Consider the following 26685-nt stretch of genomic DNA (forward strand, 5'->3'; position numbering starts at 1 on the left):
TCGAGGCCCGAACCTTCGCGGGCTCGTACAAGGGCGTGACCGACATCGTCACCAAGTACGTCTGGCCCACGCCCGCGCGGATCGTCACCCGGTGGTGCGCCGAGGCCAAGCTGACGCCGAACATGGTGACCTTCGCGGGCTTCCTGCTGGTGCTGGCAGCGTTCTGGCTGTTCTGGATCGGCGAGTTCGGCTGGGGGCTGCTGGCCGGCTGGATCATGACCTTCCTGGATACGGTGGACGGCAAGCTCGCCCGCACCACCATGACCTCGTCCAAGTGGGGCAACGTCTTCGACCACGGGATCGACCTGATCCACCCGCCCTTCTGGTGGTGGGCCTGGTACGTGGGCTGCTTCCAGGTGGGCTTGCCGCCGCCGTTCCCCGAGCTGACGCTGGGCGTGATCCTCGCGGGCTATGTGCTGCAGCGGGTGGAGGAGGGCGTGTTCATGCGCCTGTTCGGCTTCCACGTGCACAGCTGGCGGCCGTTCGACAGCTTCTTCCGCCTGATCACGGCGCGCAGAAACCCCAACATGATCATCCTCACCCTGGCCTGGCTGGTCGGCCAGCCGGGCTGGGGGCTGTTCCTGGTCGGTGTCTGGACGGGGATCTGCCTGCTGGTGCACGCGGTGCAGGTCGTGCAGGCCATGGCCATGCCGAAGGGCCAGGTCGTCTCCTGGCTGTCGCGGTGATCCGCGCCGGCGTCATCCGCAACCTGAAGAGCCACCGCAACCAGGCGGGGCCGCGGGCGGCTGCGCCGCCGGGCGTGCTGGAGGCCGTGCCGGAGGAGCCCGACGACCTGTACGAGGCGCTGGCCTGGTTCGCGAAGTCGGGCGTCGATCTGGTGGTCATCGACGGCGGCGACGGCACCGTGCGCGACGTGCTGACCCGCGCGCCCAAGGCCTACGGCGACAACCTGCCCACCTTCGGCGTGATCCCGAACGGCAAGACCAATGCGCTGGCTCTCGACCTCGGCGTGCCGCTGGGAACGCCGGTGCGGGCGATGCTGGCCGCGGCCCGCGATCCCGCCAAGCGCAAGCGGCGCGCCTGCCTCGAGGTGGTGCGACCAGGGCAGGCGTTCCCCGAACACCGCGGCTTCCTGTTCGGCATGGGCGCGTTCGTGCGGGGCACCGAACTTGCCCAGAAGACCCACGGCCTGGGCTTCTTCGACAACGCCGCGGTGGCCATGACCATCCTGGGCGCGGCGGCCAAGACGTTGGCCGGCGGCGCGGATGATCCGTGGCGGCGCGGCGAGGCGGCGACGCTGGCGCTGGGCGACGCCGATCCCGAGACCCGACAGTGGTTCCTGATGCTGGCCGCGACGCTGAAGCGCTTCCCCCTGGGCCTGAAGCCGTTCGGGCCGCCCCACGAGGGGCTGAAGGTGCTGGCGGTCGAGGCCCCGCCCCGCAAGCTGCCGGCGGCGGTGCCGACGATCCTGTCGGGCTCGGAGGCCGCGTGGCTGGAGCGGGCGGGGTACCGTCGGCGGGACGTGGCGCAGATGGCCCTGTCGTTCGACGGCGGCTTCACCCTGGATGGAGAGATCTATCCTGGCGGCGAGCTGACCGTGCGACAGGGGCCGGACCTGGAGTTCGTGGTCACGTGAGCGGCCCGCTAGAGGCCCTGGTCGCCGAGGAGCTGGCCCGGCCGCAGCCCGAGGCGGTGACGGCGTTCGCAAGCCGTTTGGCGGACCCGGCCCGGGACGTGGCGGTGCTCTACTACGGATCCACACTCCGAACCGGCGACCTCTCGGGCCTGCTCGACTTCTATGTGCTGACGAAGCGGCCACACCGGCGCGGCCTTCGTGGGGCGGTCGAGCGCGTCCTGTGGCCCGAGGTGAGCTACCACGAGTTCGAGGGGCTGAAGGCCAAGGTTGCGACCCTGCCGCTGGCGGTTTTCCGCCGCGCCGCCGAGGGCCGGACGCTCGACACGACGATCTGGGCGCGTTTCGTGCAGCCGGCGGCGATCGCCTGGTCGGGCGGGGACGACGCGGCGGTCGTGGGCGCGGTCGCCGAGGCGGTGAAGACCGCCTCGACGTACGCCGCGGCGCTGGGCCCGGGTCAGGGCCCGGCCGAGGCCTACTGGTCGGCGCTGTTCAGACGGACATACGCCGCGGAGTTCCGGGTGGAGAGCCTGGACCGAGCCGACACGGTGCTGGGCCCGAACGCGGCGCGGTTCGCCCGCATCCTGCCGGTGGCCTGGATGGCGGCCGGCGTGGATTTCTCGGAAATGGCGGGGACCTACTGGCCCAAGAAGAAGGGTCTGCCCGGATGGGGCCTGCGCTCGGCCATGGGCAAGCCGCTGAACCTCGCCCGGCTGGCGAAGGCGGCGTTCACCTTCGACGGCGCGGCGCGGTACGCGGCCTACAAGATCGAGAAGCACACAGGCGTGGCGCTGGAGGTCACGCCGTTCCGCGAGCGCCACCCGATCCTGGCGGCGCCCGGCGTGCTGTGGACCCTAAGGCGCGAACGTCAGGCGGTGGCGCGGCGGCGCGCCGGCAGCAGCCCGAATTCCTGACCCAGCTGCTCGAAGACGCTGAGGACGGCGTCGATCTGCTCGGGCGTGTGGGCCGCGCTGACGCTGGAGCGCAGCAGCGACTTGTTGTCGGGCGTGGCCGGCGGGATGGCCAGGTTCAGGTACACGCCGTTCTGCAGCAGCGCGTTCCACATGCCGACTGCGGTCGCCTGGTCGGGCATCTCGACGGCCGTGATCGGGCTGGCGTGCGGGCCAACCGAATAGCCCATGTCGCGCAGCCCTTCGTACAGCCGGTCGGCGTTGGCCGACAGACGCGTGCGCAGGCTGGCGTCCTCCTCGAGGCGCTTCAGCGCTTCGAGGGTGGAGGCGATCACCGCCGGCGGCAGCGAGGCGGTGAACATGTAGGGTCGGCTGACGATGCGCAGCAGGTCGAAGTTCTCTTCGTCCGAGACGAGGAAGCCGCCCACCGAGCCCAGGCTCTTGGAGAAGGTGCCGACGATGAAATCGACGCCGTCCTCGACGCCGGCCGCCTCGGCCAGGCCGCGGCCCTTCTCGCCCAGCACGCCCATGGAGTGGGCTTCGTCCACCAGCAGGTAGCCGCCCATCTCGCGCTTGACGTCGACGAACTCCTTCAGCGGGGCCACGTCGCCGATCATGGAATAGATGCCTTCCACGACGATCAGGCGGCCGCCCGGCGCGTCGCCGAGGCGGCGCAGGCGCTTGTAGAGGTCCTCGGGATCGTTGTGGCGGAAGCGGATGACCTCGGCGCCGGAGAGCTTGGCCGCATCATAGATCGAGGCGTGGCTGTCGGCGTCCAGGATCAGGTGGTCGCCGCGGCCGACCAGGCCCGAGATCGAGCCCAAGTTGGCCTGATAGCCAGTGGTGAACACCATGGCGTGCTTGCGGCCGTAGAACTTGGCGAGCGCCTGCTCGAGCGCCGCGTGGCCCTGGAAGGTGCCGTTGGCGAAGCGCGACCCGGTCGTGCCCGTGCCCCACTGGCGCACCGCCTCGGCCGACGCGTCGATGCAGTCGGGGTCGAAGGTCAGGCCCAGGTAGTTGTTGGTGCCGAGCAGGATGACCGGCTTGCCGTTCAGCACGCCCTCGGTGGGCGAGGTCACGGCTTCGAACCGCACGTTGGACGGATCGGCGCCGACCGCACGGATGGCGTCCAGCGGGGCGCGATAGCCCAGATGCTTGTCGAGCAGCCCCATTCTTAAGCCTTCATCCGCAGCTTGTTGATCAGGTCGGACAGGTCGCCCACGGTCTGGACGGTCGCCAGGCGGTCGAGGGGAATCGACAGGTCGAATCTGTCCTCGAGCTCCATCACGATGTTCATGAGGGCCAGCGAGTCGACGGCGAGGTCACGGGCGATATCGGTCTCGGGGGTCACGTTCACCGGGCGCTGAAGCACGGTCTCAGCCGCTTTCGCGACTTCGCGGACGGTGAGATCCGTCGCGAGTTCAACCATCTCGTAGCCCCCAACCTAAGTACAAAAACACGTGCACAGCGGCGGTACCTAAGCACGTTGGCCTAGGATTTCTACCTTCCGCTGCGCCGCACGTCACAAAACCGCAGCTAATGTTTCATCCAGGACGCGGCCCGGTACCACCGCACCGTGTCGGCAAATCCGTCCGACAACGTGTGGATGGGCTCCGGCAAACCCGCCACGCGCTCAAGCGGAGCGATGGACCAGTCCGAATGCAGCAGTTCACGCGCCTTGCCCGAGGTCAGCATCGGATTGGCCCCGAGCACGGCTCTGAAATCATTTGTGATTCCCACCAGGCGCACCAGCGCCTTCGGCATGGGCGCCAGACGCGGACTGCGGCCGCAGGCGCGGGCGGCTTCGGCCATGAGTTCGCGCCACAGGTAGCCGTCGGGCCGCGAGTCGCTGAGCGCCACCGGGCGGCCTGCTGGACGGGCGGCGAGCGCGGCGATCTGGCGCGCCGCATCCTCCACGTGGATCATGCCGACGCGGGCGGTTTCGCTGAGCACCGGCAGGATGGGGAGCGAATCGGCGGCCTGGAACACCGGCAGCAGCTCGCGGTCGCCGGGGCCGTAGATGGCGGGCGGGCGGGCGACCGTCAGGCGCGGGCCGAGCACGGCGGACATGGCGTCCTCGGCGGCGCGCTTGCTGGCGGCGTATTGGGAGAGCTGGGGCTCGCGGGCGGCGAGGCTGGAGACCAGCACGACGTGGCCGACGTGGTGGGCGGCTTCGGCGAGGCGGCGCGCGCCTTCGCGGTTCACGGCGGCGAACTCGCGGGCGCTGCGGGCCTTCACCAGCGCCGCGCCGTGGATCACCGCATCCGCGCCGCGGCAGAGGGCGGCGAGCGCGCGGTCGTCGGAGAGGTCGCCCAGCACGACCTGCGGTTCGAGCCCGGCCCAGCAGGGATCGACGGGGTCGCGGCGGGCGAGGATGCGGACGCGCCAGCCCGCTTCGGCCAGGGCGCGCACGATCCGCCGGCCGAGGAAGCCCGTCGCGCCGGTGACGGCGGCGAGCTTCAGGCGGGCTCCTCCGCCTTGAAGGCGCCGGCGAGGTAGAGGGCGCGGGCCTTGGAGCGGGAGAGCTTGCCGGACGAGGTCTGGGGCAGGGCGTGGGCGCCGACCAGCTCGACCTGCGCCTCGACGCCGTGGCGGGCGCGGAGCAGGGCTGCGACATCGTCCGCGAGCGCCTGGCGGGCGTCGCGATCGCTGACCCGGGCCTGCACCAGGACCACCAGCTGCTCGCCCTCGTCGCGGTCGACGGAGAAGGCCGCCACATCGCCGCTGCGCAGCTTCTCAATCTCGGATTCCGCAGACCATTCAAGGTCTTGCGGCCAGACGTTGCGACCGTTCAGCAGGATCAGATCCTTGGCCCGGCCGGTCGGCACGATCTCGCCATCGATCAGGAAGCCCAGGTCGCCGGTGTCCAGCCAGCCGTCCGCCGACAGCACGGCGGCGGTCGCTTCGGGGTTGGCGAAGTACTCGCGCATCAGGCCGGGCCCGCGGGCGAAGATGCGGCCGATCTGGCGCTCGGGCAGGACGGCGCCGGCCTCGTCGCGGACCTGCAGCTCGTGCTGAGGCAGGGCGGGGCCGCAGCGGACGAAGGCGCGGGTGCGGCCCGCGGACTCCGCGGCGGCCGCGACGCCGTCGCGCTCCATGCGGTCGACGTCCAGAACGTCGTAGCGGAGACCCTGGCCCAGCGGCGACATCGACAGGCCAAGGGTCGCCTCCGCCATGCCGTAGCTGGCGACGAAGGCCTCCTGGCGGAAGCCGGCGGGCGCATAGCGCTCGGCGAAGTTCAGCAGCGGGGTCGGACGGACCATGTCGCCGCCGCAGCCGGCGACGCGCCAGGCGGAGAGGTCGAGGCCTTCGCGGGACCCGTCGCCGCGGCGGGCGCAGAGCTCATAGCCGAAGGTCGGGCTGTACGAGATCGTCGCCTTGTTCTTGGACATCAGGTCGAGCCAGAGCAGCGGCCGGCGGACGAAGGCGCCCGTCGGCATCAGGTCGATCGACATCTGGGCCGACAGCGGCATCAGCAGGAAACCGACCAGGCCCATGTCGTGGTAGAGCGGCAGCCACGACAGCGCGCGGTCCGCCGGCGTCACCTGCAGGCCGCCCTGGGTCGAGGCCAGCGCATTGGCCATGAGCGCCCGATGGGTGCAGAGCACGCCGGTCGGGTGACGCGTGCTGCCCGACGAGAACTGGACGTAGCAGGGATCGTCCGCGACGGGAGCGGGCAGGTCGGCGGCGGGCGCCTCCGGCAGGTCCTGGACGCGGGCGACGAGACCGGCGCCGGCGACCTTGGCGGCGTCCTGCAGCCAGGGGATCAGCGCCTCGGGGCCGAAGACGGCCGACGCCTTGGCCGAGCCCAGCATGCGGCCGATCTGCTCGACATAGGCTTCGCGGCCGCCCAGCGGCGCCGGCAGCGGCAGCGGGGCCGGCGTGATGCGGGCGTACTGGCAGGCGAAGAAGGCGACCACGAAATCGGTGTCGGTCTCGGCCACCAGGCCCACGCGGTCCAGCGGCTTCAGGCCGGCGGCCAGCAGGCGGGCGGCGAGCGCCCGGGCGCGCGCGCGCAACTCGGCGTAGGGCAGGGCCAGCATCAGCTCGCCGCGCAGGCCGTAGAGGTTCACCCCCGTCGGGCCGCCGGCGGCGAAATCCAGGGCTTCGGTCAAGGTGGCGAAGCCGCCCTGGCGGAACGGGCGGTCCGGAGCTGTCGGAGTGGGGATCACGCTTCGCCTTTCAGACTGTCGTCGGACTCGGAGGCAGGCGGCGTCCCCCTCTGCCGAGTCCCATTCTCTCGCAAGATGAACCAGAGCAGGCCCAGGGCAAGGGCGGCGGCCGCCCCGACCAGGCCTGCGCCGGCTCCTGTAAGGCCGAATGCGCGCACGAGGAAGGGGAGTGCGACAAGGAAGGCCGCGCCGACCGCCAGCCGCACCCAGACCACGCGGCCCGGCTTGCCGAGGGAAACCAGCATCGGCTCCAGCGGCAAGGCGAGGATGCCGACCACGGCGGCCCCCACCTGCCACGTCATGACGCCGGCGGCGGGCGCGAAGGCCGGGCCCATCACCAGGGCGAGCAGCGGGCCTCCGGCCACGGCGGCGACCAGCAGGAGCAGGAGGCCCACGCCGCCGGCCAGCAGGCCCACCTGGCGGGCCAGCCGCCACATGGCGTCATGCCGCTCGCCGGCGCGCAGGCGGGCAAGCTCGGGATAGAGGGCGGGCGTCAGCAGCTTGGCGGGCTTGGCGATGGCGTCGGCCACCTGGCGGCCCACGCGCCAGAACGCCGCCTGGGCGGGACCGACCATGGCGCCGACCACCAGGGTGGCGACGTGGGTGAAGGCCACGTCCAGGGTGGCCGAGAGGTTGGTGTTCCAGGCGAAGCGCCAGGCGCCGGGCATGCCCTCGGTCAGCGGCCCCTTCCACGAGAAGCCGGCCAGCATGTCATGACGCTTCAGCTCCAAGAGGCCCATGGTCACGAGGTAGAGCCAGCCTGCGATGCTGCCGGCCGCCCAGGCGGCGAGGAAGGCCGGGACGCCGCCGTCCATCGCCCAGGCGACCCCGCTGCCCAGCAGGCGGACGAACCCGACGAGCGCCGTCTGCTGGGCCAGGACGTCGAAGCGGTCGAACAGGCGCAGCAGGCCGGTCGGCATCGCCGAGACCACGAAGACGATGCTGAACATGTAGAGCGCGGCCACGGGGGCCATCTCGGCGCTCCAGCCCAGCCGGTCGGCGAAGGCAAACGACCCGACGATGCCGATCGCAAGGCCCAGCAGGGTGCTGGCCGCGTCGAGGAAGAGGGTGAAGCGCAGCATGCGCTGGAAGGCCGGCCGGTCGCCGTCGGCCAGGGGCCGGGCTCCGTACTGGATCACCGTCTGCCAGGACTGGAACTTGACGACATCCCCGAGGAATTGGGCGAAGGCGGTGATCAGCACCAGCACGCCCATCGCGGCTGCGCCCAGCGTGCGGCCGGCGACCGCCAGGTAGGCGAGGCCGAGGACGGCGTTGACCGTACGGCCGCCCAGCAGGACGCCGGCGTTGGCCACCACGCGCTTCAGGATCGCGCCGACGCCTGAGGTGTCGCCCTGCGGCGTCCTATCCGGGCTTTGGCCCTTCACGCCTGCCGATTCCTTCGCCGATGGCCGCCCCATCGTCGGTGATTACGCCTGGGAAGCGTGCGGGGGAAGCCGGGTGCGGCGATGGGCGGGGCGGGGATGTGCGGCGCCGGAAGGGCGGGTCGGGGCTCGTGGCTGACGTTGGGAAGCGCCGGTCCCGGGCGATCACCGGAGCTTGGGCGTGCTAGGCCTCCTCGGTCGGAAGCGGACGTCCGGTGCGGAGAGCTGCTCCGGCTCAACACCCACGCCTGCACTAGGGGCTGGCAAGGGCCTCGAGCACCGCTTGCTCAACAGCCGTGTAGGTGGGGTCGATCGGTGCGATCATGTTGAAGTGCATCCGCCCGGGCAGCGCGATGAGGTGGATCCGATCTCCCGCCCTCTCTGCTCGTCTGCGATAAGCTTCGGCGTGTTCGGGCCGAAGCACTGACGATTGCACGAGGTGCTGAGGCACGCCGAACGGAAGCAGCTGGGCAGGCGATCCTTCAGCGAACCGCCTCGGCTGATCGGCTGGCGTCCCGCCCATCAAGGGGGCGATCACCGCGCGTCCGCAAACCTGCGCGTCAATGGCGAGGGCGTCCAAAAGGTCCACGGGCCCGTCGATGGCCACGGCGCCGCGAAGCTGCAGCGGACTTGCGCCGCGAATCTCGCTGTCTCTGGGCAAACGCCGCCGACCTGCGACCCAGAGAGCGGCGTGAGCGCCGGCGGAATGCCCGACCGCGACAACGCGATCCAGGTCGAGCGAGTGCTGCTTGGCGAGGACGCGGAGGTGGTCGGTCGCGGCCGCCCAGTCCTGGTAAGTCCCAGGCCAGCCCCCGCCCGGATCTCCCACTTGGCGATATTCGATGTTCCACGTGGCCACACCGGCCTTGGCAAGGGCCGACGCCAGCGGCGCCGTGTTCCGGGCCGTGGCATATCCTTTCGTCCAGCATCCTCCGTGTATCACCACCGCCACCGGGAAGGGGCCCTTGCCGGGAGGCAGCCTCAATTCGCCGTGCTGGAGGGGATCTGACCCATAGGCGGCCGTGGCCGTCGGGGCCGTCGCGGGAAGCCGGTCGATGTCCTTCGGCCCGAGCGGCGGACCGGGCATCGGCGCGGATCGGCCCAGGCCGGGAGCTGCAAGCACCAGAGCGGCCAGGGGGATGGCCAGGAGCTTCGGATGAGGCGCCAAGATCAACTCCGGGACGGATTTTTGCCGAGGATTCCAGGTTCTTGCACTCGACGCCAACACCGACGCCGCCTGCCCGTTGCGGACCTCTCGCTCAAGCGCTTACGCTAGAGGCGGTCGGCGAGGGGCGGCGATGGACGACGGAAAGTATGCCACGCGTTGGAGCCGAAGACTCGCCTTGGGCGCGGTGGTCGCCGGCGCTGCGGGCGTAACGGGCGCCCAGGCCGACCTGCGGGGTGAAGCCGAGGCGACGCTTCGCGCCTTCCTCAAAGCGTTCGAGAATGACGACGTCGCCATGATGGAAGCCGCCTTCGTCCCCGAGGCGGCGAGCTTCGATCTGGTAGTCGCCGCGCCTGGCGTGTCAGCCCCGCCGAATCTGGAAGCATTCCGTCGGCAGCCGGGCATGCCCGCGTCGATGCGAGCGTTGGTTGAGCGCACTCCGAAACCCAAGTCGGGACCACCCTACCGAAGGCTCGAACCCAAGGACCTCCTGATCCAGGTGGAGGGCTCGACGGCGGTCTGCACCTTCCATCTCGAGGGGCCGACGTCCCTCGGGCGACGCACCATCGTTCTGGTCCGCCGCGGGACCGCGTGGAAAATCCTGCACATCCACGCGTCGAACGCGAGATCAGTGTAGTGCGACGCCCCGGGGGAGGCGGCGCCAGCCACATCGGTCATCTCGGGCGGTCAACGGTCCCCTCCCGATCCGTTGCGGTGATCTGCCTGCTTGGTGCGGCTGGACAGGCATCAGCGGCTCCCTCCGCTGTGGTCGTCATCAACCAGCCGCTGCGCACGCTTGAGCTCGTCCACGGCGCATCCGGTCGCCCCAGACGGTCGCTACGCCGTGGCGCCCATTTATGGTGACGGAGCGGTCGGGCGCCTTGGCAGCGACGGGCGGAGCCTGCAGTTGGTGGACTTGGAGACCGGCGCAGTCAGGACGATCGATCTCGGTCAAGGCGTTCGTCCGCACGACGCATGCGCTCCCCACTCCTGGCCAACCGGCGTTGACGCCGGCGGTTTCGGCGAACTTCACCCTGCAGATGAGGACGCCTGAAGAGGAGAGCTCCCGCCGGCGTTCTAACCTCTCTGGAACAGACCTGCGCGCAGGGTGATGCGCCGGCCGGGTGAGGGGGAACGCCCGCCCCGACCGGCGCAAGCGTCAGCCGACGACCCAGCCCTGGTCAAAATCGGTGGTTCGGGCGAACGCCCGCAGCTCCTGGGCTGACCCGACTTCGACGAGCTCCCCGCTCGCCACCGGTAGGACGAGCTTGTAGCCTCCCGTTCCGTCCACTTCGCCAGGCGTTCCCGCGCCGGCGCCAGCTGGGACGCTGAGGCCGTGGAGCACGATCTCGCGCAGCGCCAACATGGGGTCGGCGCCCAGGTCGCCTTGCGGCAACTGGTAGGTCTCCACAAAGCGGATCATGCCATCCGGCGCAGTCGGGAAGCCCGTGGCCGCGCCGTCGTGGGCGTGCCCATTATCGCCGCCGGCCCCGTTAGCGTGGTTGGCGGCCAGATTGAGCAGCACCGGTCCGTAGGCCGGGATCCCCTCAGCCAGTTCCACATAACTGTCACCGTCCGTGTCGAACGCGGCAGTTGGAGTCTTGGCATCCTGCCCGCTCGGGAACCCGTGGATGTGCTGGACGTGGACTTGGTTTGGCTCCAGCCCACGAGCCGAGATCGCCACGGTGATGCTGTTGGTGTCCTGGTCGTAGCCGATGATGGCGCCGCCGCTCACGCCCGAACCGTTCAAGGCCGTGAACTGCGTGTAGTAGAACTGCTCCGCCTGCAGGAAGTCATCCTCGTTTGTCAGGCGGTATGCAAGCGCGCGCTCCTGCATGAGGTGGACGTCGGCTCGAGTGTGTCCTTGACCCAGATCTTGGCCGAGGCGCAGGCCGTTGTCGTTGCCTGGCCCGTGGCCGTGGGCGTTGTTCTTCGCCGCCTGGCCGTTGGAGTTGTTCATCTCACGAGGCATGGAATTCTTCCTTGTGCTGACTTGATCGTCATACCCGGAAGCTTTCGCCGGATGCCCGCGTTCCGCGACCGCACGCGAAGCGGCGTTTCAGGCACCGCAGTCGGTGAGCTTGTTGCGCGTGGTTCCTGGTCTGCCTGGCTAGAGGCCCCGCGCCTAGGGGTCGAACAGGATCGGGCCGCCGGCCGCGGGCGCAGCATCGCTTGGCTCGCGGCGGGGCTTGAGCTCTGGAAGCGTCGTGCGCGCGTCCGCCCCTTTTCGATAGCCGGAAGGGTCGACCCCGTAGGCGGCCTTGAAGGCGCGGGAGAACTGACTGCGGCTGGCGTAGCCGACCGCGCCTGCTATCACCTTCACCGGCATGAGGCCCATCCGCAGCATCCGCGCCGCCGCGCGCAGCCGCGCCGCCTGCACGAATTCTCCAGGGTTCGCTCCGTAGTGGCTCTGGAAGAGCGCCGCGAAGGCAGACCGGCTCATGCCCGCAACGAGGGCCAGCTCGTCAACGCTGTGGAAGGCCGCAGGCCGCTTCAGCACTTCGGCTACGGCACGGGTCAGCCGTGTGTCGCCCAAGCCGGCGAACAGCGGCGAAGCCGGACCGAGACGCCGCATCTGGTCCCGCAGCATGAGCAGCAGGCACTGCTTCATAAGCGACTCAGCGAGCAGGCTCGCGCCGATGCCGGGTTCCGAAAGCTCCTCAAGCATCGCCTCGAAAGCTGCCGCCAGCGCACGCCCCGGCACCCCCGCCGCCACCGGAGCGGGGAGATAAGAGAACGGGTTGTAGACCCCGGTGCTCGGCCCGGTAATCGCGCCGCAGACCAGCACGAGGTCCGGCGTGTCGTCGCAGGCCCGGAAACTGACCAGCCCATCGGTCATGAGAACGCACGCGTCGGGGGCCTCGACCTCGCGGAGCACAGGGCCCGGACCGGCGAGATTCTTCGGCGTTCCCCGCGGACAGACAACGACCATGTTCCGCGCCAAAGGGATCCGCTCGTCGCCGCACTCCAGAACCCCGGCGCCACGGAGCACATAGTGGACGAGCACGGCGTCGATGGCCGGACAGATGAGGCGCCAGCCGGTCTGGATTTCGCAAACAGCGAAGCTCTCGAGCCCGACTTCGAAGCTGGCCATGAGCTCTTCAAGAGCACGCGCCGTGTGGGTGGACTTCAGCAATCGACACTCCTGCCCGGCAGCGCCACGCGGGCTGTCAACCGTTGTTCGCTCAGCCGGTTCCACGCCGCGCTGCTCACGCGTCGCGCGCCCGCGGCTGGGCCTTTCCACCCATAGCTGACCTTCGAACGGGCCACTCACGGCGGGATGGTCGAATGCCTGCTTAGGGGATCGAAGCCAATGTCCCCTCCCAGCCCGTTGCAGACAGTCGAGTCCAGGCTCGGAGTGGCGCATCTGTCCGCGCTAGCCGTGGAGCCGACGAAGAAGCCGATGGACGCCTGCTCTCCTTTCCGGCCGTCGGCGCTTCCAGGGGCCATCAGCGCGCATCGGCCGCCGCGGCGTCGATGCTCTGTCTGGCGGCCGCCTCTGCGCCTGTCAGCCGCGCACCATACGTCTGCACCCGAGCGCGCAGGTCATCGTGGCGCGCTTTCAACAAGGCCTTCGCCTCGTTCGCAAAGGGGACCGGTCTCCCCGCGACTTGGCGATCGGTAAGGTCCCGCGACATCGCGACATACTCGGCGGTGGCCAAGTTGCTGATGCAGGTCTGCGCGTCGGTGATCGCGATACTGGTGGCCACGCGATTGTCGGTGGCCGCGATGCTTGTCTTCACATTGTTGTTCGTTCGCCGGATCGCCTCGCGCACCTCCGCCGTGACGCGGGCAAGCTCAGCCTCGCTCGACAGGTTCACGAAGCCGCCGCCGCCCGCCTGCGCGACCGCATTCAGCTTCACGGCCTCGCTGGACGGCAGGTTGAAGCCGATGACGTTGATGATGGCGCGCGTGCGCCCGGCGTTGATCCGTCGGGCGGAAGCCACCGGCTCGCCGCCGCACGTCTCCTCGCCGTCCGAAACGACATAGATGATCTGCTCGCCCGGCGTCGACGTCGCGGCCAGCAGGGACTCCGCGCGGTCGAGCCCGGCGGCGAGCGGCGTCCAGCCGACGGCGCGAACCTGCGCCAACGCGGCGCGGAACTGCTCGCGGTCCAAAGACATGGGCGCGGTCACATCGACGGCGGAACAGGATTTCGCCTTACCGGCCAGGCTGTTGTCGCCCTGCTGGCCGAAGACCAGCAGCGAGACCTGCACCGAAGGCGGCAGACCGTCGACGAAGCTTCGCGCAGCCTCCCGCGCGAGTTCCAACTTCGTCTTCCCGCCGATGCGCCCAGCCATGGAGCCGGACCCGTCGACCATCACAATGACGCGGGTCGGCGGAACGCGCGGTCCAATGGCGCCGGTGGCAGCTTGGAGCGCCGGCTGCTCGAGCGTCACCTCGTCGAAACACGCGTCCGGGTTCTTGGTCGTGAACCGCGCAACATAGTGTCGAACCTCGTCTGACGCGCCGGCGACCACCTGTTCCGGCGGCGTTTCGGCGTGGTCCGGATCCGAATTGGCGCCGTCCGGACCGCGGCCGCAGCCGGCGAGCGCCAGCACAAACGCGCAAGCCGCAGCCCTGTTGAATCGCCCGCCCGCCATCAAGTGTCGCCTCCCGACAAGCTCCAGCGATGCTGATGATAGAACGCATCGTAGCAATATCGTGACGCGGCAGGCGCTACGTCGCGTGCGTTGGAATGTGGGGCAAGCGCCTGTTCCAGGGTGGCGAGCGCGCTGCCGTCTAGCGCCTGCGCAGTCAGCTCCGCGCCGTCTCGACTGAGTTCAAGTTGGAGCACCGGCGTCGGCATCCCGCTCGTCAGCGCCCCGCCGCAGCGGCCTCAATGGAAGTCCGGCTTCCACAATGCGCCGCGCCTCCCGCCGACGTAGCAGGCCCTCCGCGAAGATTGTCGAACGTCCGCCCGGCCGGCTGCCGCGCCTTGGCGGACTGCGACCGAGCGCCGCACCGCGGCGGCGTTAAGGCCATGTTCGCGCAGGTCCGCCGAACGTGGAACTCAGGGGGAGTGATGCGTAACAAGAAGTCTCAGCGGCCGCATGGCGTCCTGGTGCTGGCGCTGCTCGTGGCCGCCTCGCTGGTGCTGGGCGCGGCAGGCCTGGTCGCCTTCACCTGGCGGACGGTCGACCAGGAGGTGTCTACGCGGGAGACGCAGCTGGTCCGGCGCGCCATCCAGCGGACAAGCGTGCGGATCGGGCGCGAGACGACCTCGGCCGCCGAGTGGGATGACGCATTCATCCATACCGAGCAGCGCGACCTTCCCTGGATCGACAGCTATCTGGCCGGGTACTACCACACGTCGTTCGACCACGACCTGACCCTGCTCTTCGACGAGCGCCTGCGGCTGCTGTACGCGGCGAAGGACGGTCGCCGCATATCGCTGGACGAAGCCGCGCCGCTCGCCGAGGCCGCGCGGGGGCTGGCCAAGGACGTCCAGGCCGAGGAGCTGCGGCTTCGGCCGGGACTGACGGGCGCGGACGCCCGCGACTCCAGCAGCCTCGCCTGGCGCGAAATCATGCTCACGGATGGCCGCAGCGCCTACCTGGTCGGCGTGGCCAGCATGCTGCCGTCCCACTGGCTGCTCACGGGCGACAAGCCCACGATGATCGTGGTCTCGGGCCGACGCATCGACGCCGAGTTCCTACGGGAGCTGGAGGCGGATCTGGGCATCTCGCAGGCGCGCCTGGTCTGGGACCCGGGGGCTCAAGGGGTGGGGTCCGCGCCGCTCCTGACCGCCGCCGGACGCGAGGCGGCGCACATCGCGTGGAGGCCCGCGCGTCCGGGCACGCAGGTGATCCGCAGCGCCGCAGAGCCGATCGCCTTGGCGCTCGCGTTGCTGGCGGCGATCTGCCTGGCGCTGATCTGGCAGATCCGCCGCCTGCTGGACGGCCTGGCCCAGAAGGGCCGGGCGCTGGAGGACAGTCTCGAAGAGCTGGTGGAGGCGCGAGACCAAGCCCGCGCCGGCAGCCGAGCCAAGAGCCAGTTCATCGCCAACATCAGCCACGAGATCCGCACGCCCCTGAACGGCGTGCTGGGCATGGCCCAGGCCATGGAGAAGGAGGAGCTCTCGCCGCGGCAGCGTGAGCGGCTGGACGTCGTGCGGCAGTCCGGCGAGACGCTGCTGGCGATCCTCAACGACGTCCTGGACCTGTCGAAGATCGAGGCCGGCAAGCTCGAGCTGGAGATGGCGGATTTCGACCTGAGCGCGCTCGCCGCCGGCGCCCATGCCGCGTTCACGGCCCTGGCCGAGCGCAAGGGGCTGGAGTTCTGCCTGACGGTCGCGGACGAGGCGAAGGGGCGCTACCGGTCCGACCCGACCCGGATTCGGCAGGTCCTCTACAACCTGATCTCGAACGCGGTGAAGTTCACGAGCGAAGGCGAGGTCCGCGTGGCGGTCATCCGTCGCGAGGCCAGGCTCGTGTTCGAGGTGTCGGACACCGGCGTGGGCATGGACGAGACCGAGCGGAACCGCCTGTTCGAGAGCTTCCAGCAGGCCGACGCCTCCACGACGCGGCGCTTCGGCGGGACCGGCCTGGGCCTGGCGATCTGCCGGGAGCTGGTCGAGCGGCTGGGCGGCGCGATCCGGGTGCGGAGCCGGCCCGGCGACGGCTCGGTGTTCACCGTCGAACTTCCGCTGGAACGCCTGGGCGACGAGGCGTCCGCCGCGGCGCGTGAGGACGAGCAGGAGGCTGCGCCCCAAGAGCTTTCGCGGCCCCTGAAGGTGCTGGCGGCGGAGGACAACGCGGTCAACCAGCTGGTGATCAGGACCCTGCTGCTCCAGGTCGGTGTGGAGCCGACCATCGTCGGCGACGGCGCGGCGGCCCTGCAGGCCTGGCGTGACGCCGACTGGGACCTGATCCTGATGGATATCCAGATGCCGCACATGGACGGGCCCACCGCCACCCGGGCGATCCGCGACGAGGAGCATGTCAGCGGCCGCATGCGCACCCCGATCGTGGCGCTGACCGCCAACGCCATGTCGCACCAGGTGGACGAGTATCTGGGCTCCGGTATGGACGGCCTTGTCGCCAAGCCGATCGACGTCCAGCAGTTGCTGGAGGCGATGGTGAAGGTCGTTGACGCACGCCAGGCCGCCGCCTCTCCGACAGTGGCTGCCTCCGCCGCCTAGCGGCGCGCGAATCTGCGACTTGCGCCCCGCGTGGGGCTGGCTTAGGCCTCCAGCACCGGGATGAAGCGGTGTCCCGGTCAGGCTTCGGCCCAATCACCGCGCAACTCCGCATGGGGTCCGCGTGTGTCCGAGGCGAGCCGTTCGATCATCCCACTTTCCGAAGCCCTGAAGGTCTGGGCCCGCGTCGCGGCCCTGAGTTTCGGCGGGCCAGCGGGCCAGATCGCGGTGATGCATCGCATCATCGTCGAGGAGAAGCGCTGGCTGGGCGAGCGGCGATTCCTGCACGCGCTGAACTACTGCATGCTGCTGCCGGGCCCGGAAGCGCAGCAGCTGGCCATCTACATCGGCTGGCTGATGAACCGCACCCTGGGCGGGCTGCTGGCGGGCGCGCTGTTCGTCCTGCCTGGGTTCGTCGCCATCATGGCGCTGAGCATCCTCTATGCGCTGTTCGGCAATGTCGGGCCGGTGAGCGCCCTGTTCTTCGGCCTCAAGGCTGCGGTTCTCGTGGTCGTGATCCAGGCCGTCGCCCGCGTCAGCAGCCGATCCCTGCGCAACGGCGTGATGATGGGCATCGCCGCGGCCGCCTTCGTGGCGATCTACGCCTTCGACGTCGGATTCCCGTGGATCATCCTGGCCGCCGGGGTGGTCGGCTATGTGGGCGGCGCGTGGCGGTCGCCCGCGTTCGCCGCCGGCGGCGGTCACGGCCCGAAGACGGACAAGGCCGTGCCCGATGCGGAAACGCTGCTGGGCGAGGAGACCCCGGCGCACGCCCGGCCGAACTTCCGCTGGGCGGCATCGGTCGGCGGCGTCCTGCTGGCGGCGTGGCTCCTGCCGGTGGCGGCCCTGGGCCTGACGCTGGGCTGGGACCACGTCTTCTCCGAGATCGCGGTGTTCTTCTCCAAGATGGCGGTGGTCACGTTCGGCGGCGCCTATGCGGTGCTGGCCTACGTCGCCCAGGAGGCGGTGGAGACCTATGGCTGGCTGCGTCCCGGCGAGATGCTGGACGGGCTGGGCATGGCCGAGACCACGCCCGGTCCGCTGATCATGGTCACCCAGTTCGTGGGCTTCATGGGCGCCTACCGGAACGCCGCGGGACTGGATCCCCTGGCGGCCGGCGTCCTCGGCGGCGTCCTTACCACCTGGGTGACCTTCACCCCGTGCTTCCTCTGGATCTTCCTGGGCGCGCCGTTCGTGGAGGCCCTGCGCGGCGCCCGCGCCCTGAACGGCGCGCTCTCGGCGATCAGCGCCGCGGTCGTGGGCGTGATCCTCAACCTGGCGGTCTGGTTCGGCCTGCACGTGCTGTTCGCCGAGGTGCGGGAGGCGGCGGCGGGTCCGTTGCGCCTGGACCTGCCGGTGGTGTCGACCCTGGACGAGCCGAGCCTGCTGCTGGCGCTCGCCGCCGCGGTCGCCGCGTTCCGCTTCAAGCTGGGCGTGATCCCGCTGCTGACGGGCGCGGCCGCGATCGGCCTTGTCCTGCACCTGGCCGGGGTCATCTGAGGTCTCGCGACCGTCGTCCAACATGAGGAGTCCCGATGGGCTGGATCGAAGTGCGCACCTACGAACTGACGCCGGGGGGCGGCGAGCCGCTGACGCGCCTGTTCCAAGGCGAGGTGGCTCCGCTGCTCGCCCGATGGGGCCACGACGTCGTGCATGCGGGCGTGTCGCCCCACGACCCGGACAGCTTCATCCTGGTCCGCCGGTATGAAAGCGAGGCGGACCGGCGAACACGGCAGGACGCGTTCTACGGGAGCGAGGATTGGCGCGGCGGACCGCGTACGGCGATGCTGGCGCTCATCCGCAGCTACACCTCGGGCGTGATGCCGATGTCGGACGAAACGCTGGCGGCATGGCGGCGAGAGCTCGCCGGCGAGGCCGGTTAGCGCCGCCGTCGGACCGTTTCGCGTCCCGGTTGCCGAACCAGACGCGGCCCGCCGCACGACCGCACCTGCGCGTTGGCGCCGCACCCCGCGGTTCGGCCATACGCGAATCCTGCGGAAACCCCGATGATCGGCCAAGCCCAGGGCTGTGGGCTGAAGGGGGGAGGCGTCGTGCAGGTCCTGTACGTCGACGACAACGAACTCAACCGCAAGCTGATGCGGAGCATGCTGGAGGCGGCGGGCATCCCGATGGCCGAGGCCGAGAACGCCGAGGCGGGCCTCGCGCTGATCGGGGCGGTGGACTTCGACCTGGTGCTGATGGACCTGCGCATGCCGGGCATGGACGGGCTGGCGGCGATCCGGAAGATCCGCGCGCGCCGGGACGCCAAGGCGCACGTGCCGATCATCGTGGTCACCGCCGAGACGGCCTCGGACATCCGCCGCCAGGCCGAGGCGGCCGGCGCCGACGACCTGCTGCACAAACCGGTGCAGATCCAGACGCTGTTCGAGACCGTCAGCCGCGTGCTGGCGCCTGCCTGATCCTAGCGGCCCCGCCAGCCGCGCGCTCGGGCGGCGCGTTCGGCGGCGGCGTCGAGGGGGTCGCCCGCGATGATGGCGTCGACGCCGGCGAGGACCTCGGGCGGGATGTCGGCGCCGGCCGTGCGGTAGTCGGAGGCCGCCGGGCTCCAGGCGGTGACGGTCCGGACCCGCCAGCCCTCGTCGCCGCGGCAGGCCAAGCCCGCGAGCCGGTCCGGCGCGCTCTGGAAGGTGCGGCAGTAGCGGCCGTCGCTCGCCTGGAAGCTGAGGCCCACGCGGATCGGCCCGGATTCGGCGGCGAGGCGCTGGTCCAGGGCCTGGACGAGCTCGCCGCGGGCGGCCAGCGCGCCGCCGTCGGCGACCAGCGGCCCCTGTTGCGGCGGAACCGCCATCCGGCCGACGAGGACGCCGGCCACCAGGCTGGCGGCGACGGCGCCCCAGTGGGGCAGGCCGAAGCGGCGGACAGGCCGATCGTTGGCGGCCTCGGCGGCCATCCTCAGGTTCAGCGGCACGGGCTCGGCGAGCACCGGGTCGTACGCGGCGGCCAGCCGCTCGCGCAGGCGGCGCTGGGTCGCCACTTCGTCGGCCAGCGAGGGGTCGCGGGCCAGCTCGGCCTCGAAGCGCGCCCGAGCGTCGGCGTCGAGTTCGCCATCGACGTAGGCGGCGATGGTCAGGTCCCGGTCGTTCATGCCCCCTCCAGCGCCGCAAGCACGGCCTGCCGGCCGCGCACCAGGCGGCTGGTCAGGGTGCCCTGCGGCACCTCCAGCACCTCGGCCGCCTCCTTGTAAGAAAGCCCTTCCACCAGCACGAGCGCCACGGCGAGGCGCTGGTCCTCGGGAAGGGCGGCGATCGCCCGCTCGACTTCGGCCGCCTCGAGGCGCGTCTGCTGGGCGGCGGCGCCGTCCATACCCACGTGGGCGCCATCGTCGTCGGCGACAACGACCTTTCCGCGGCGGCTGCGGGCGCGGCTCTCGTCGATCCAGGCGTTCTTCATGATCCGGAACATCCAGCTGTCCAGGCGGGTGCCCGGAGCCCATTGGCCGGCGCGGGTCAGCGCCCGCTCGACCGTCAGCTGCACCAGGTCGTCCGCGTCGGCCGGGTCGCGCGTCAGCACGCGGGCCAGCCTGCGCAGGCGCGGCAGCAACTCGACGATCTGTCGCCGGAAGGACTCCAAGGTTCCGCCTTCTTCCTGGATGAAACGATGCGGATGGGGCGTTTCATCCGTCAGGACCGGAAGGAAGGCAAATCGATGAAGGTTGCGACCGCGGGCCTGCTGCTGGGATTGGCGACGCTGGCGGCGACGACGCCAGCGTCGGCTCAGCTGCTTGGCGCGCCGCTTCCGCCCCTCGGCGGCTTGCCGGACCTGCCGGAGCGGCTGGAGCGCCCGGTCGAGCGGACGCTGTCCAGGCTGGAAGACCCGGCGGAGGGTCTGCTTGCGTCCTCGCGCGGCCTGGGCGCGGCGACGCTGGCCGACGTGCGCCGCCTGACGGTCGCGCGGCTGCTGCGCGAGCATCCGCGTTTCGTCGAGGCCGACGACGCGGGCCAGCCCGTGGCGCGCGGCGAGGTCCTGGCGCTGGCCCCGGCGCCCGAGGCGCTGGCGCGGATCGAGGCCGCCGGGTTCCGGGTGGCGCGGCGCAGCGATCTGGAGGGCCTGGGCCTGGAGGCGGTGGTGCTCAATCCGCCGAAGGGCGTCTCGGCGCGCGAGGCGATGCGGCGGTTGAAGGCCATCGATCCCGAGGGGGCCTACGAGTTCAACCATCTGTTCCAGGCGAGCGGCGAGGCGAGGGCCTCAGGCGCCCGATCCCCGAGCCCAGCCGCCGGTCCGATGGCGGCGGCGGGCGTGCGGCTGGGTCTGGTCGACGGCTCGGCGGCGGCCAACCACCCGGCGCTGCGGCGGGCCAAGGTCACCCAGCGCGCCTTTGCCCCGGGCGGCGCCAGGGTCACCGACCACGCCACGGCGGTGGCGTCGCTGATGGTCGGGGCCGCAGGCCCGTTCCGGGGCGCCGCGCCGGGCGCGGACCTCTATGTGGCCGACGTCTACGGGACCACGCCGGCGGGGGGCTCGGCCGAGGCGATCGCCCGCGGGCTGGCCTGGCTGGCGCAGAACCGCGTGCCGGTCGTCAACATCAGCCTGGTGGGCCCGCGCAACCGCCTCCTGGAACAGGCCGTGGCGGCGCTGAACGCCCGCGGCGTCGTGGTCGTGGCGGCGGTCGGCAACGACGGGCCGGCGGCCCCGCCGCTTTATCCTGCGGCCTATCCCGGCGTGGTCGCGGTGACGGCGGTGAACGGCCGGCGGCAGGCGCTGCCCGAGGCGGGCCGGGGGGCGCACGTGGACTTCGCCGCGCCGGGCGCGGACATGGCCGGGGCGGCGGCGCGCGGCGGCTACCTGGCCGTGCGGGGGACTTCGTTCGCAGCGCCGCTGGTGGCGGGGCTGATCGCGCGACAGGGCGGACGGATCGAGGGCCTGGCGGCGACCGACCTGGGGACGGCAGGGCCGGATCCGGTCTACGGCCGCGGCCTGGTGGCGTTCGACCTGCGCACGGAGCCGGTCCGGGTGGGCGCCCGCGCCCTGGCGCTGCGGAGTCCCTGAAGAAATCTCGCGGCGACGGATGAAACGCTGTGGGCGCGTCGTTGGACCTCTCGAAGCAAGCTTTCGATGAGGAGACTTTCGATGCGCAAGACCACCCTTCTTACCGCCGCGGCCCTTACCGCCGGTCTGATGTTCGCTGGGGCGGCCCAGGCTCAGTTGCTGGGCGGCGCAGGCGGCCTGACCGGCGGCCTCACGGGCGGGCTCGGCGGCGGCCTGGGAGGCCTCACGGGCGCCCTGGGCGGATCGGCTTCAGGCTCGGGCTCGGTGTTCGGCGACACCCGCGCGGTCGGTTCAAGGATTCGCGGGGCGACGGACACCGCGACGCGGACCGGCCGCGGCGCGGCGCGGAAAGCCCGCGGCGCGACCCAGGCGGGGATCGGCCAAGCGCAATCGGCGGCTTCGGCCGCCGGGCAAGCCTCCGGCGCCGCCTCGGGCTCGGCGTCGGGCGGCCTGGGCGGGACTCTCGGCAGCCTGACCGGCTCGCTGGGCGGCGAGGCGGCGGGCGCCGGCTCCGGTTCCGCCGGTCTGGACACGCAGGGCCTCGGCTCGACGGCGTTCGGTGCGGCGGGCCAGGCGCGCGGCGCGGCGCACGGCGCCCTGGCCCAAGGCCGGTCGGCCGCCGGGCAGGCGCGTGGGCTGGCGAGCGGCGCGGCCGATGGCGCGGGGGCCCTGCAGGGCGGCGCCTCGGGGCAAGGCGCGGCGCAGGCCTCCGGCGGTCTGGGCGGCGCCATCGGCGGCCTGACCGGCTCCTTGAGCAGCGAAGCGGCGGGCGCCGGCTCCGGCTCGGCCGCCGCCTCGAGCGGCCTCGACACGCAAGGCCTCGGCTCGACGGCGTTCGGCGCGGCGGGCCAGGGGCGCGGCGCGGCGCAGGGCGCCCTGGCCCAAGGCCGGTCGGCCGCTGGGCAGGCGCGTGGACTGGCCAGCGGCGCGGCCGATGGCGCGGGGGCCCTGCAGGGCGGCGCCTCGGGCCAAGGCTCGGCGCAAGCGTCCGGCGAGGCGCAGGGGCAGGGCTCGGGCGGCGGCCTTCTGGGCGCGGCCGGGGCGAGCGGCGCGGGCGAAGGCTCGGCGCAAGGCTCGGCCGCGTCGTCAGGCGGCCTGAGCCTATCTGCTTCGGGATCGGCCTCGACCTCGAGCGGCGCGAACGCCCGGGTCGAGCGCCGCTAAGAGCGCAGAAGACGGCGGCGCGCGCGGACCCCTTTCGCGCGCGTCGTCGCGTCCGCGACGGCCACTCGCGCGTTGATTGAAGAAATCAGCGCCAAGAAAACCGGCGCGGGAGGACGTCATGCAAGATCCGCTCGCGGAGGAGATCGCCAGACGCTATCCGGCCATTGCGCACGAGCTGCTGCGCTCCCTCATCGACGTACTGACGATTGCGCGACAACTTTGCGACGGCGATTTGGACAAATTCCTCGTCATGCTGGCCGTCGGCGTGCGCACGGCGGTGCATCCTGAGTTCGCGGCGGCGGATCAGAAGCAGCTGCTGAGCGGGGAGATCCCCATCTTCCCGACCCTCGGCATCAACACACGCTCCGTGTCCGAGTCGCTGCAGATCCCCAAGGAGACCACACGTCGGAAGGTCGCCGAGCTCATCGAGCTGGGCTGGATCCATCGCGAGGGCGGAAGGCTTCATTTCACGGCCGAGGCGTACCGTACGCTGGCGCCCCTCCGAGTCGCCGTCGAGCGAAGCGCGCTTCGCACCTATCGCACGGTTGATGGCGTAGCCACTGAGGCCGGGAAGGGTTCCCGACCGCGCAAGGCCAGTTGATCCGCCGGCGGCCCTAGGGCCTAAACAGGTTCTGGAAGGAAGTGGTGGGTGTACAAGGATTCGAACCTTGGACCCGCTGATTAAGAGTCAGCTGCTCTACCAACTGAGCTATACACCCGTCCCGGCTCCGGACCCCTAGAGGCCGGCGGCGAGGGCGCGGAAAATACGCATATTCGGCGCGTTGGCAAGGCGCTTCAGGAGAAAGACTTTGGCGAGCGGAACCAGCGGGGGCGGAACGGTCGATTTCGGCTACCTCGAGGGCTTCTGCGCGGGCGACCAACAGGTGGTCACCGACGTGCTGGTCACCTTCCGCGAACAGGCGGCGATCTGGGCCGAGGCGCTGGCCGATCCGGGGCCGGACTGGAAGGACCTGGCGCATACCATCAAGGGCTCGGCGCGCGGCATCGGCGCCCGACCGCTGGGCGAGGCCGCCGAGCAGGCGGAACGGCTGGGACCTGAGGTGCTGTCGCTGGTGCGGGCCGAACTCGCCGAGGCGGTGGCCGAGATCGAGGGCTATCTGGCGCGGATCGGCGGCGGCTAGCGAGGATCGGACCTCGTACCTATGTGCCTGCCTTAACCTTGGCCTTGAGGAGGCGTCCATGTCGCTGTCGCTCTATGAAGCATCGATCCCGATCTATCTGCAGGGGCTGAAGAACCTGCTGCCGATCCTGGACAAGGCCGAGGCGCACGCGAAGTCGCAGGCCAAGGACCCGAACAGCTATGCCGACGTGCGGCTGATCGAGGACATGCTGCCGTTCAATCGGCAGATCCACCTGGCCAGCGACGCGGCCAAGGGCGGCGCGGCCCGCCTTGCGGGCCTGACCCCGCCCAGCTTCCCGGACGTGGAGACGACGTTTCCCGAGCTGCGCGAGCGCATCCAGAAGACGATCGCCTTCGTCGAGGGGATCAAGCCGGAACAGGTGAACGGCCGCGAGGACGAGATCGTCGAACTGCCCGTCCCGGACCGGAAGATCCGCTTCAAGGCGCGCGACTTCCTGCTGAAGTTCTCGCTGCCGAACTTCTTCTTCCACGTGACGACGTCGTATGCGCTGCTGCGCCAGCAGGGCGTGCCGCTGGGCAAGCTGGACTATCTGGCCGGCGCGTTCCCGGTCGAGGAGCTGGAGAGCGCCTAGGCCCTCAGCTTGTCCCACACGCCGAACTCGTAGCGGATGCACTGCTCGATGAGCGTGCGCCAGACGGGTTCGGCGATCTCTTCGGAGAGGCCGACGCGGCGCGCTTCGGCCTTCACCTTCGCGACGACGTCCTCGACGCGGGCGTTGTCGCGGACGGTCTCGCGGTCCTGCTTGATGCGGGCGGCGGCGTCCATGTAGCCCTGGCGCTCGAGCAGCAGGGCGACGAGCTGGCGGTCGAGGGCGTCCACGCCCTGGCGGACCTCGGCCATGGTGGTGCAGTCCGCAGGACGCGGGCGGTCTTCGATAACGGTCGTCATTCCACTCGTCTGGTCGTCAGATGCCGGCGCCGTTGTCGATGGCCGCGAGCGCCGCTTCGTGCGCGCGGGCCTCGGCTTCGATCCAGCCGATGAAGGCCTTCACCTGGGGCAGCCGACCCTTGGCTTTGGGGTGGACGAGGTAATAGGCGAAGTCGACCGCCGTGGCGATCTGCAAAGGCGCGACCAGGCGGCCGGCCTCGAGGTCGGCCTGGGCCAGCGCCCGCTTGGCCAGCGCCACGCCGCGGCCGTTCGCGGCGGCCTCGATCACCAGGCTGGACTGGTTGAACCGCGGGCCGCGCTGGCCGTCGATGCCGCGCAGACCGCGGGCGGTGAGCCACATGGACCAGTCCGGGCAGCTGTCGTCGGGGTCGGGCGAGCCGTCGTGCAGCAGGACGTGGTTGGCCAGGTCTTCCGGGGTGTCGAGCGGCTGCTCGGCCAGCAGCTGGGGACTGATGACCGGGATCACCGTCTCGCTCATCAGGCGCTTCACCTCCAGGCCCGGATAGCGGCCGGCGCCGTAGCGGATGGCGAGGTCGACCTCGCCGGCGGTGAGGTCCACGAGCTCCATGCCGGCCGACAGCCAGACGTCCACCTGCGGGTGGGCGCGCTCGAAGGCCCCGAGCCTCGGCACCAGCCACTTGGCGGCGAAGGATGGGGCGGCGGTGATCGTCAGGCGCCGGCCGTCGACGGCGGCGGTGAGGAGGCTGGCGGCTTCGGCCAGGCGGTCGAAGGCCTCGCGCAAGGCGGGCAGGGCGGTCTGGGCCGCGTCGGTCAAGAGCAGGCCCTTGGGCGTGCGCTTGAAGAGCGCCGCCCCGACGTAGTCCTCGAGGTTCTGGATCTGCTGGGAGACGGCCCCCGGCGTCACGGCAAGCTCGTCCGCCGCCCGGCTGAAATTCAGGTGGCGCGCGGCCGCTTCGAAAGCCCGCAGAGCGTTCAGCGGCGGAAGCCGGCGACGCTGATTGTTACGTTCCATAAGAATCTCTGACAGCCCCGGCAGAAGTCCTTGGGTTGCGAATTGGGCGCCCCAGACCCTTATTGCAAGCGTCCGCCGGTGTATCGGCCCTTTTCGTCGGCGGACGTGGCGGGACGGGCGCAAGTCCGTCCCGTCGTGATTCCAGAGTACAGCGCTTTTAGAGAACCTAAAATATGGCCCGAGCGGACGACAAGAGGCGAGGCGCAGGCCGGCTGGTGGTGCTGGGGCCGCGGCCGAACCGCGCGGCCGGGCAGGTCTGGCTGGTGGGCGCGGGCCCGGGCGACCCGGACCTCCTGACGATCAAGGCGCTGAAGGTGCTGAAGACCGCCGACGTCGTCGTCCACGACGGCCTGGTGTCGGACGAGATCCTGGACCTGGCGCCCGAAGGCGCCCGGCGGATCAGCGTGGCCAAGCGCAAGTCGCGCCACTCGTACGCCCAGGACGAAATCAATCGGATGCTGGTCGCCTTCGCGCAGGAAGGCTTGACGGTCGTGCGGCTGAAGGGCGGCGACCCGTTCATCTTCGGCCGTGGCGGCGAGGAGCTGGAAGCCTGCCGCGCGGCGGGCGTGGACTGCCAGATCGTGCCGGGCGTGACCGCGGCTCTGGCCGCCGGGGCGTCGGCCGGCGCGCCGCTGACCCACCGCGGCTCGGCGCAGGCGGTGACCTTCGTGACGGGCCATGCGGCGCAGGGGGCCGAGCCCGACCTGGACTGGGCGAGCCTGGCCCGCGCCAACCAGACGGTGGTGATCTACATGGGCCTGTCGCAGGCCACCGCGATCGCCGCGCGCCTGATGGCCGCCGGCCGTGACGCGGCGACCCCGGCCCTGATCGTCGAGAACGCCTCGCGCGGCGACGAGCGGCGGCTGACCACGACCCTGGGCGGGATGGCCGAGGCCGCCGCCCACCTGAGCGGGCCTGCGCTGCTGATCGTGGGCGAGGCCATGGCGCTGGCCCAGGCGGGCGGCGCTGCGGTGGAAACCCTGATCCGGGAGGCCCGGGCATGAAGGCCCTGACCGCCAATCGCCTGAGCGACGGCGAGGTCGTGTTCTGGAAGGCCGGCCAATGGGTCGAGCGTTTCGCCGACGCCGAGCTGTTCGAGGACGAGACGGCCGCCACAGAGGCCGA

28 protein-coding genes and 1 tRNA gene are annotated in these 26685 nt (G+C 71.0%); 15 read left to right on the top strand and 14 right to left on the bottom strand.

What is annotated here, in order from left to right; all coding sequences use genetic code 11:
* From RIF93_RS05635 to RIF93_RS05645, 3 genes are all read left to right on the top strand, one after another.
* A partial coding sequence (locus tag RIF93_RS05635) for a CDP-alcohol phosphatidyltransferase family protein (protein ID WP_309089283.1) occupies positions 1–686 on the top strand: 686 nt, incomplete at its 5' end.
* Positions 683–1597: an acylglycerol kinase family protein gene (locus RIF93_RS05640; RefSeq protein WP_309089285.1), complete on the top strand. Its 915-nt coding sequence runs from the start codon at positions 683–685 to the stop codon at positions 1595–1597. The genes RIF93_RS05635 and RIF93_RS05640, both read left to right, overlap by 4 nt.
* Positions 1594–2508 (top strand): hypothetical protein, encoded by a 915-nt coding sequence (locus RIF93_RS05645; protein WP_309089287.1) that lies wholly within the window; start codon positions 1594–1596, stop codon positions 2506–2508. The genes RIF93_RS05640 and RIF93_RS05645 overlap by 4 nt, the downstream gene beginning before the upstream one ends.
* Here the strand turns inward: RIF93_RS05645 and RIF93_RS05650 are convergent.
* The 6 genes from RIF93_RS05650 to RIF93_RS05675 form a co-directional block, all read right to left on the bottom strand.
* Positions 2463–3677: a pyridoxal phosphate-dependent aminotransferase family protein gene (locus RIF93_RS05650; RefSeq protein WP_309089289.1), complete on the bottom strand. Its 1215-nt coding sequence runs from the start codon at positions 3675–3677 to the stop codon at positions 2463–2465. The genes RIF93_RS05645 and RIF93_RS05650 overlap by 46 nt on opposite strands.
* Before the next feature lie 2 nt (positions 3678–3679).
* Positions 3680–3934 carry an acyl carrier protein gene (locus tag RIF93_RS05655; RefSeq protein WP_309089291.1) on the bottom strand — a complete coding sequence of 85 codons (255 nt, stop codon included), beginning with the start codon at positions 3932–3934 and terminating at the stop codon, positions 3680–3682.
* A gap of 107 nt (positions 3935–4041) precedes the next feature.
* Entirely contained in the window at positions 4042–4968 is a 927-nt protein-coding gene (locus RIF93_RS05660) for an NAD-dependent epimerase/dehydratase family protein (RefSeq protein WP_375163843.1), read from the bottom strand.
* A complete protein-coding gene (locus RIF93_RS05665) occupies positions 4965–6677 on the bottom strand; it encodes a fatty acyl-AMP ligase (protein WP_375163842.1) in 1713 nt (570 codons plus the stop codon). Before RIF93_RS05665 ends, RIF93_RS05660 begins: the two co-directional genes overlap by 4 nt.
* Positions 6674–8062, bottom strand: a complete 1389-nt coding sequence (locus RIF93_RS05670; protein WP_309089294.1) for a lipopolysaccharide biosynthesis protein — start codon at positions 8060–8062, stop codon at positions 6674–6676. Before RIF93_RS05670 ends, RIF93_RS05665 begins: the two co-directional genes overlap by 4 nt.
* 250 nt (positions 8063–8312) lie before the next feature.
* On the bottom strand, positions 8313–9146 hold the full coding sequence (locus RIF93_RS05675; RefSeq protein WP_309089296.1) for an alpha/beta hydrolase: 834 nt from the start codon (positions 9144–9146) through the stop codon (positions 8313–8315).
* Positions 9147–9411: 265 nt separating this feature from the next.
* Between RIF93_RS05675 and RIF93_RS05680 the strand changes: the two genes are divergently transcribed.
* On the top strand, positions 9412–9861 hold the full coding sequence (locus RIF93_RS05680; protein WP_309089340.1) for a nuclear transport factor 2 family protein: 450 nt from the start codon (positions 9412–9414) through the stop codon (positions 9859–9861).
* A gap of 522 nt (positions 9862–10383) precedes the next feature.
* Here RIF93_RS05680 and RIF93_RS05685 read toward each other — a convergent pair.
* From RIF93_RS05685 to RIF93_RS05695, 3 genes are all read right to left on the bottom strand, one after another.
* A complete protein-coding gene (locus RIF93_RS05685; protein ID WP_309089298.1) occupies positions 10384–11196 on the bottom strand; it encodes a hypothetical protein in 813 nt (270 codons plus the stop codon).
* Positions 11197–11349: 153 nt separating this feature from the next.
* The gene (locus RIF93_RS05690; RefSeq protein ID WP_309089300.1) at positions 11350–12360 is read right to left on the bottom strand and encodes an AraC family transcriptional regulator; all 1011 of its coding nucleotides are present in this window, start codon (positions 12358–12360) and stop codon (positions 11350–11352) included.
* Between the two features lie 313 nt (positions 12361–12673).
* The gene (locus RIF93_RS05695) at positions 12674–13786 is read right to left on the bottom strand and encodes a VWA domain-containing protein (RefSeq protein ID WP_309089302.1); all 1113 of its coding nucleotides are present in this window, start codon (positions 13784–13786) and stop codon (positions 12674–12676) included.
* Between the two features lie 464 nt (positions 13787–14250).
* Here RIF93_RS05695 and RIF93_RS05700 point away from each other — a divergent pair, with 464 nt between their 5' ends.
* From RIF93_RS05700 to RIF93_RS05715, 4 genes are all read left to right on the top strand, one after another.
* Positions 14251–16368 carry an ATP-binding protein gene (locus tag RIF93_RS05700; protein ID WP_309089304.1) on the top strand — a complete coding sequence of 706 codons (2118 nt, stop codon included), beginning with the start codon at positions 14251–14253 and terminating at the stop codon, positions 16366–16368.
* A 123-nt stretch (positions 16369–16491) separates the two neighbouring features.
* On the top strand, positions 16492–17865 hold the full coding sequence (gene chrA, locus RIF93_RS05705; protein ID WP_309089306.1) for a chromate efflux transporter: 1374 nt from the start codon (positions 16492–16494) through the stop codon (positions 17863–17865).
* 35 nt (positions 17866–17900) lie between these two features.
* Positions 17901–18248: a hypothetical protein gene (locus tag RIF93_RS05710; protein ID WP_309089308.1), complete on the top strand. Its 348-nt coding sequence runs from the start codon at positions 17901–17903 to the stop codon at positions 18246–18248.
* A 123-nt stretch (positions 18249–18371) separates the two neighbouring features.
* On the top strand, positions 18372–18785 hold the full coding sequence (locus RIF93_RS05715) for a response regulator (RefSeq protein ID WP_309089310.1): 414 nt from the start codon (positions 18372–18374) through the stop codon (positions 18783–18785).
* Between the two features lie 2 nt (positions 18786–18787).
* Here RIF93_RS05715 and RIF93_RS05720 read toward each other — a convergent pair whose 3' ends face one another.
* Together RIF93_RS05720 and RIF93_RS05725 are read right to left on the bottom strand one after the other, a co-directional pair.
* Complete coding sequence (locus RIF93_RS05720) at positions 18788–19471, bottom strand: anti-sigma factor (protein WP_309089312.1); 684 nt, start codon at positions 19469–19471, stop codon at positions 18788–18790.
* Positions 19468–19956 (bottom strand): sigma-70 family RNA polymerase sigma factor, encoded by a 489-nt coding sequence (locus RIF93_RS05725; RefSeq protein WP_309089314.1) that lies wholly within the window; start codon positions 19954–19956, stop codon positions 19468–19470. The genes RIF93_RS05720 and RIF93_RS05725 overlap by 4 nt, the downstream gene beginning before the upstream one ends.
* Before the next feature lie 75 nt (positions 19957–20031).
* On the opposite strand from RIF93_RS05725, the gene RIF93_RS05730 reads away from it, so the two are divergent.
* From RIF93_RS05730 to RIF93_RS05740, 3 genes are all read left to right on the top strand, one after another.
* Positions 20032–21372, top strand: a complete 1341-nt coding sequence (locus RIF93_RS05730; protein ID WP_309089316.1) for a S8 family serine peptidase — start codon at positions 20032–20034, stop codon at positions 21370–21372.
* 81 nt (positions 21373–21453) lie between these two features.
* A complete protein-coding gene (locus RIF93_RS05735; RefSeq protein ID WP_309089318.1) occupies positions 21454–22536 on the top strand; it encodes a hypothetical protein in 1083 nt (360 codons plus the stop codon).
* A 118-nt stretch (positions 22537–22654) separates the two neighbouring features.
* On the top strand, positions 22655–23137 hold the full coding sequence (locus RIF93_RS05740) for a hypothetical protein (RefSeq protein WP_309089320.1): 483 nt from the start codon (positions 22655–22657) through the stop codon (positions 23135–23137).
* 42 nt (positions 23138–23179) lie between these two features.
* Here RIF93_RS05740 and RIF93_RS05745 read toward each other — a convergent pair.
* Positions 23180–23255, bottom strand: a tRNA-Lys gene (locus tag RIF93_RS05745).
* Positions 23256–23345: 90 nt separating this feature from the next.
* Between RIF93_RS05745 and RIF93_RS05750 the strand changes: the two genes are divergently transcribed.
* Together RIF93_RS05750 and RIF93_RS05755 are read left to right on the top strand one after the other, a co-directional pair.
* A complete protein-coding gene (locus RIF93_RS05750; RefSeq protein WP_309089322.1) occupies positions 23346–23678 on the top strand; it encodes an Hpt domain-containing protein in 333 nt (110 codons plus the stop codon).
* A 58-nt stretch (positions 23679–23736) separates the two neighbouring features.
* The gene (locus RIF93_RS05755) at positions 23737–24270 is read left to right on the top strand and encodes a DUF1993 domain-containing protein (RefSeq protein ID WP_309089324.1); all 534 of its coding nucleotides are present in this window, start codon (positions 23737–23739) and stop codon (positions 24268–24270) included.
* On the opposite strand, the gene RIF93_RS05760 is transcribed toward RIF93_RS05755, so the two are convergent.
* Positions 24267–24587 (bottom strand): chorismate mutase, encoded by a 321-nt coding sequence (locus tag RIF93_RS05760; protein WP_309089325.1) that lies wholly within the window; start codon positions 24585–24587, stop codon positions 24267–24269. The two genes, RIF93_RS05755 and RIF93_RS05760, sit on opposite strands and share 4 nt — an antisense overlap.
* A gap of 16 nt (positions 24588–24603) precedes the next feature.
* Positions 24604–25560, bottom strand: coding sequence for a transcriptional regulator GcvA (gene gcvA / locus RIF93_RS05765; protein WP_309089327.1), 957 nt, complete (start codon positions 25558–25560; stop codon positions 24604–24606).
* A 173-nt stretch (positions 25561–25733) separates the two neighbouring features.
* Between gcvA and cobA the strand changes: the two genes are divergently transcribed.
* The gene (cobA, locus tag RIF93_RS05770) at positions 25734–26564 is read left to right on the top strand and encodes a uroporphyrinogen-III C-methyltransferase (RefSeq protein ID WP_309089328.1); all 831 of its coding nucleotides are present in this window, start codon (positions 25734–25736) and stop codon (positions 26562–26564) included.
* Positions 26561–26685 (top strand): DUF2849 domain-containing protein (locus RIF93_RS05775; RefSeq protein ID WP_309089342.1); only part of this gene is annotated, 125 nt, incomplete at its 3' end. The genes cobA and RIF93_RS05775, both read left to right, overlap by 4 nt.

Origin of the sequence: Phenylobacterium sp. (assembly GCF_031181185.1) — a bacterium.
Lineage (GTDB): Bacteria > Pseudomonadota > Alphaproteobacteria > Caulobacterales > Caulobacteraceae > Phenylobacterium.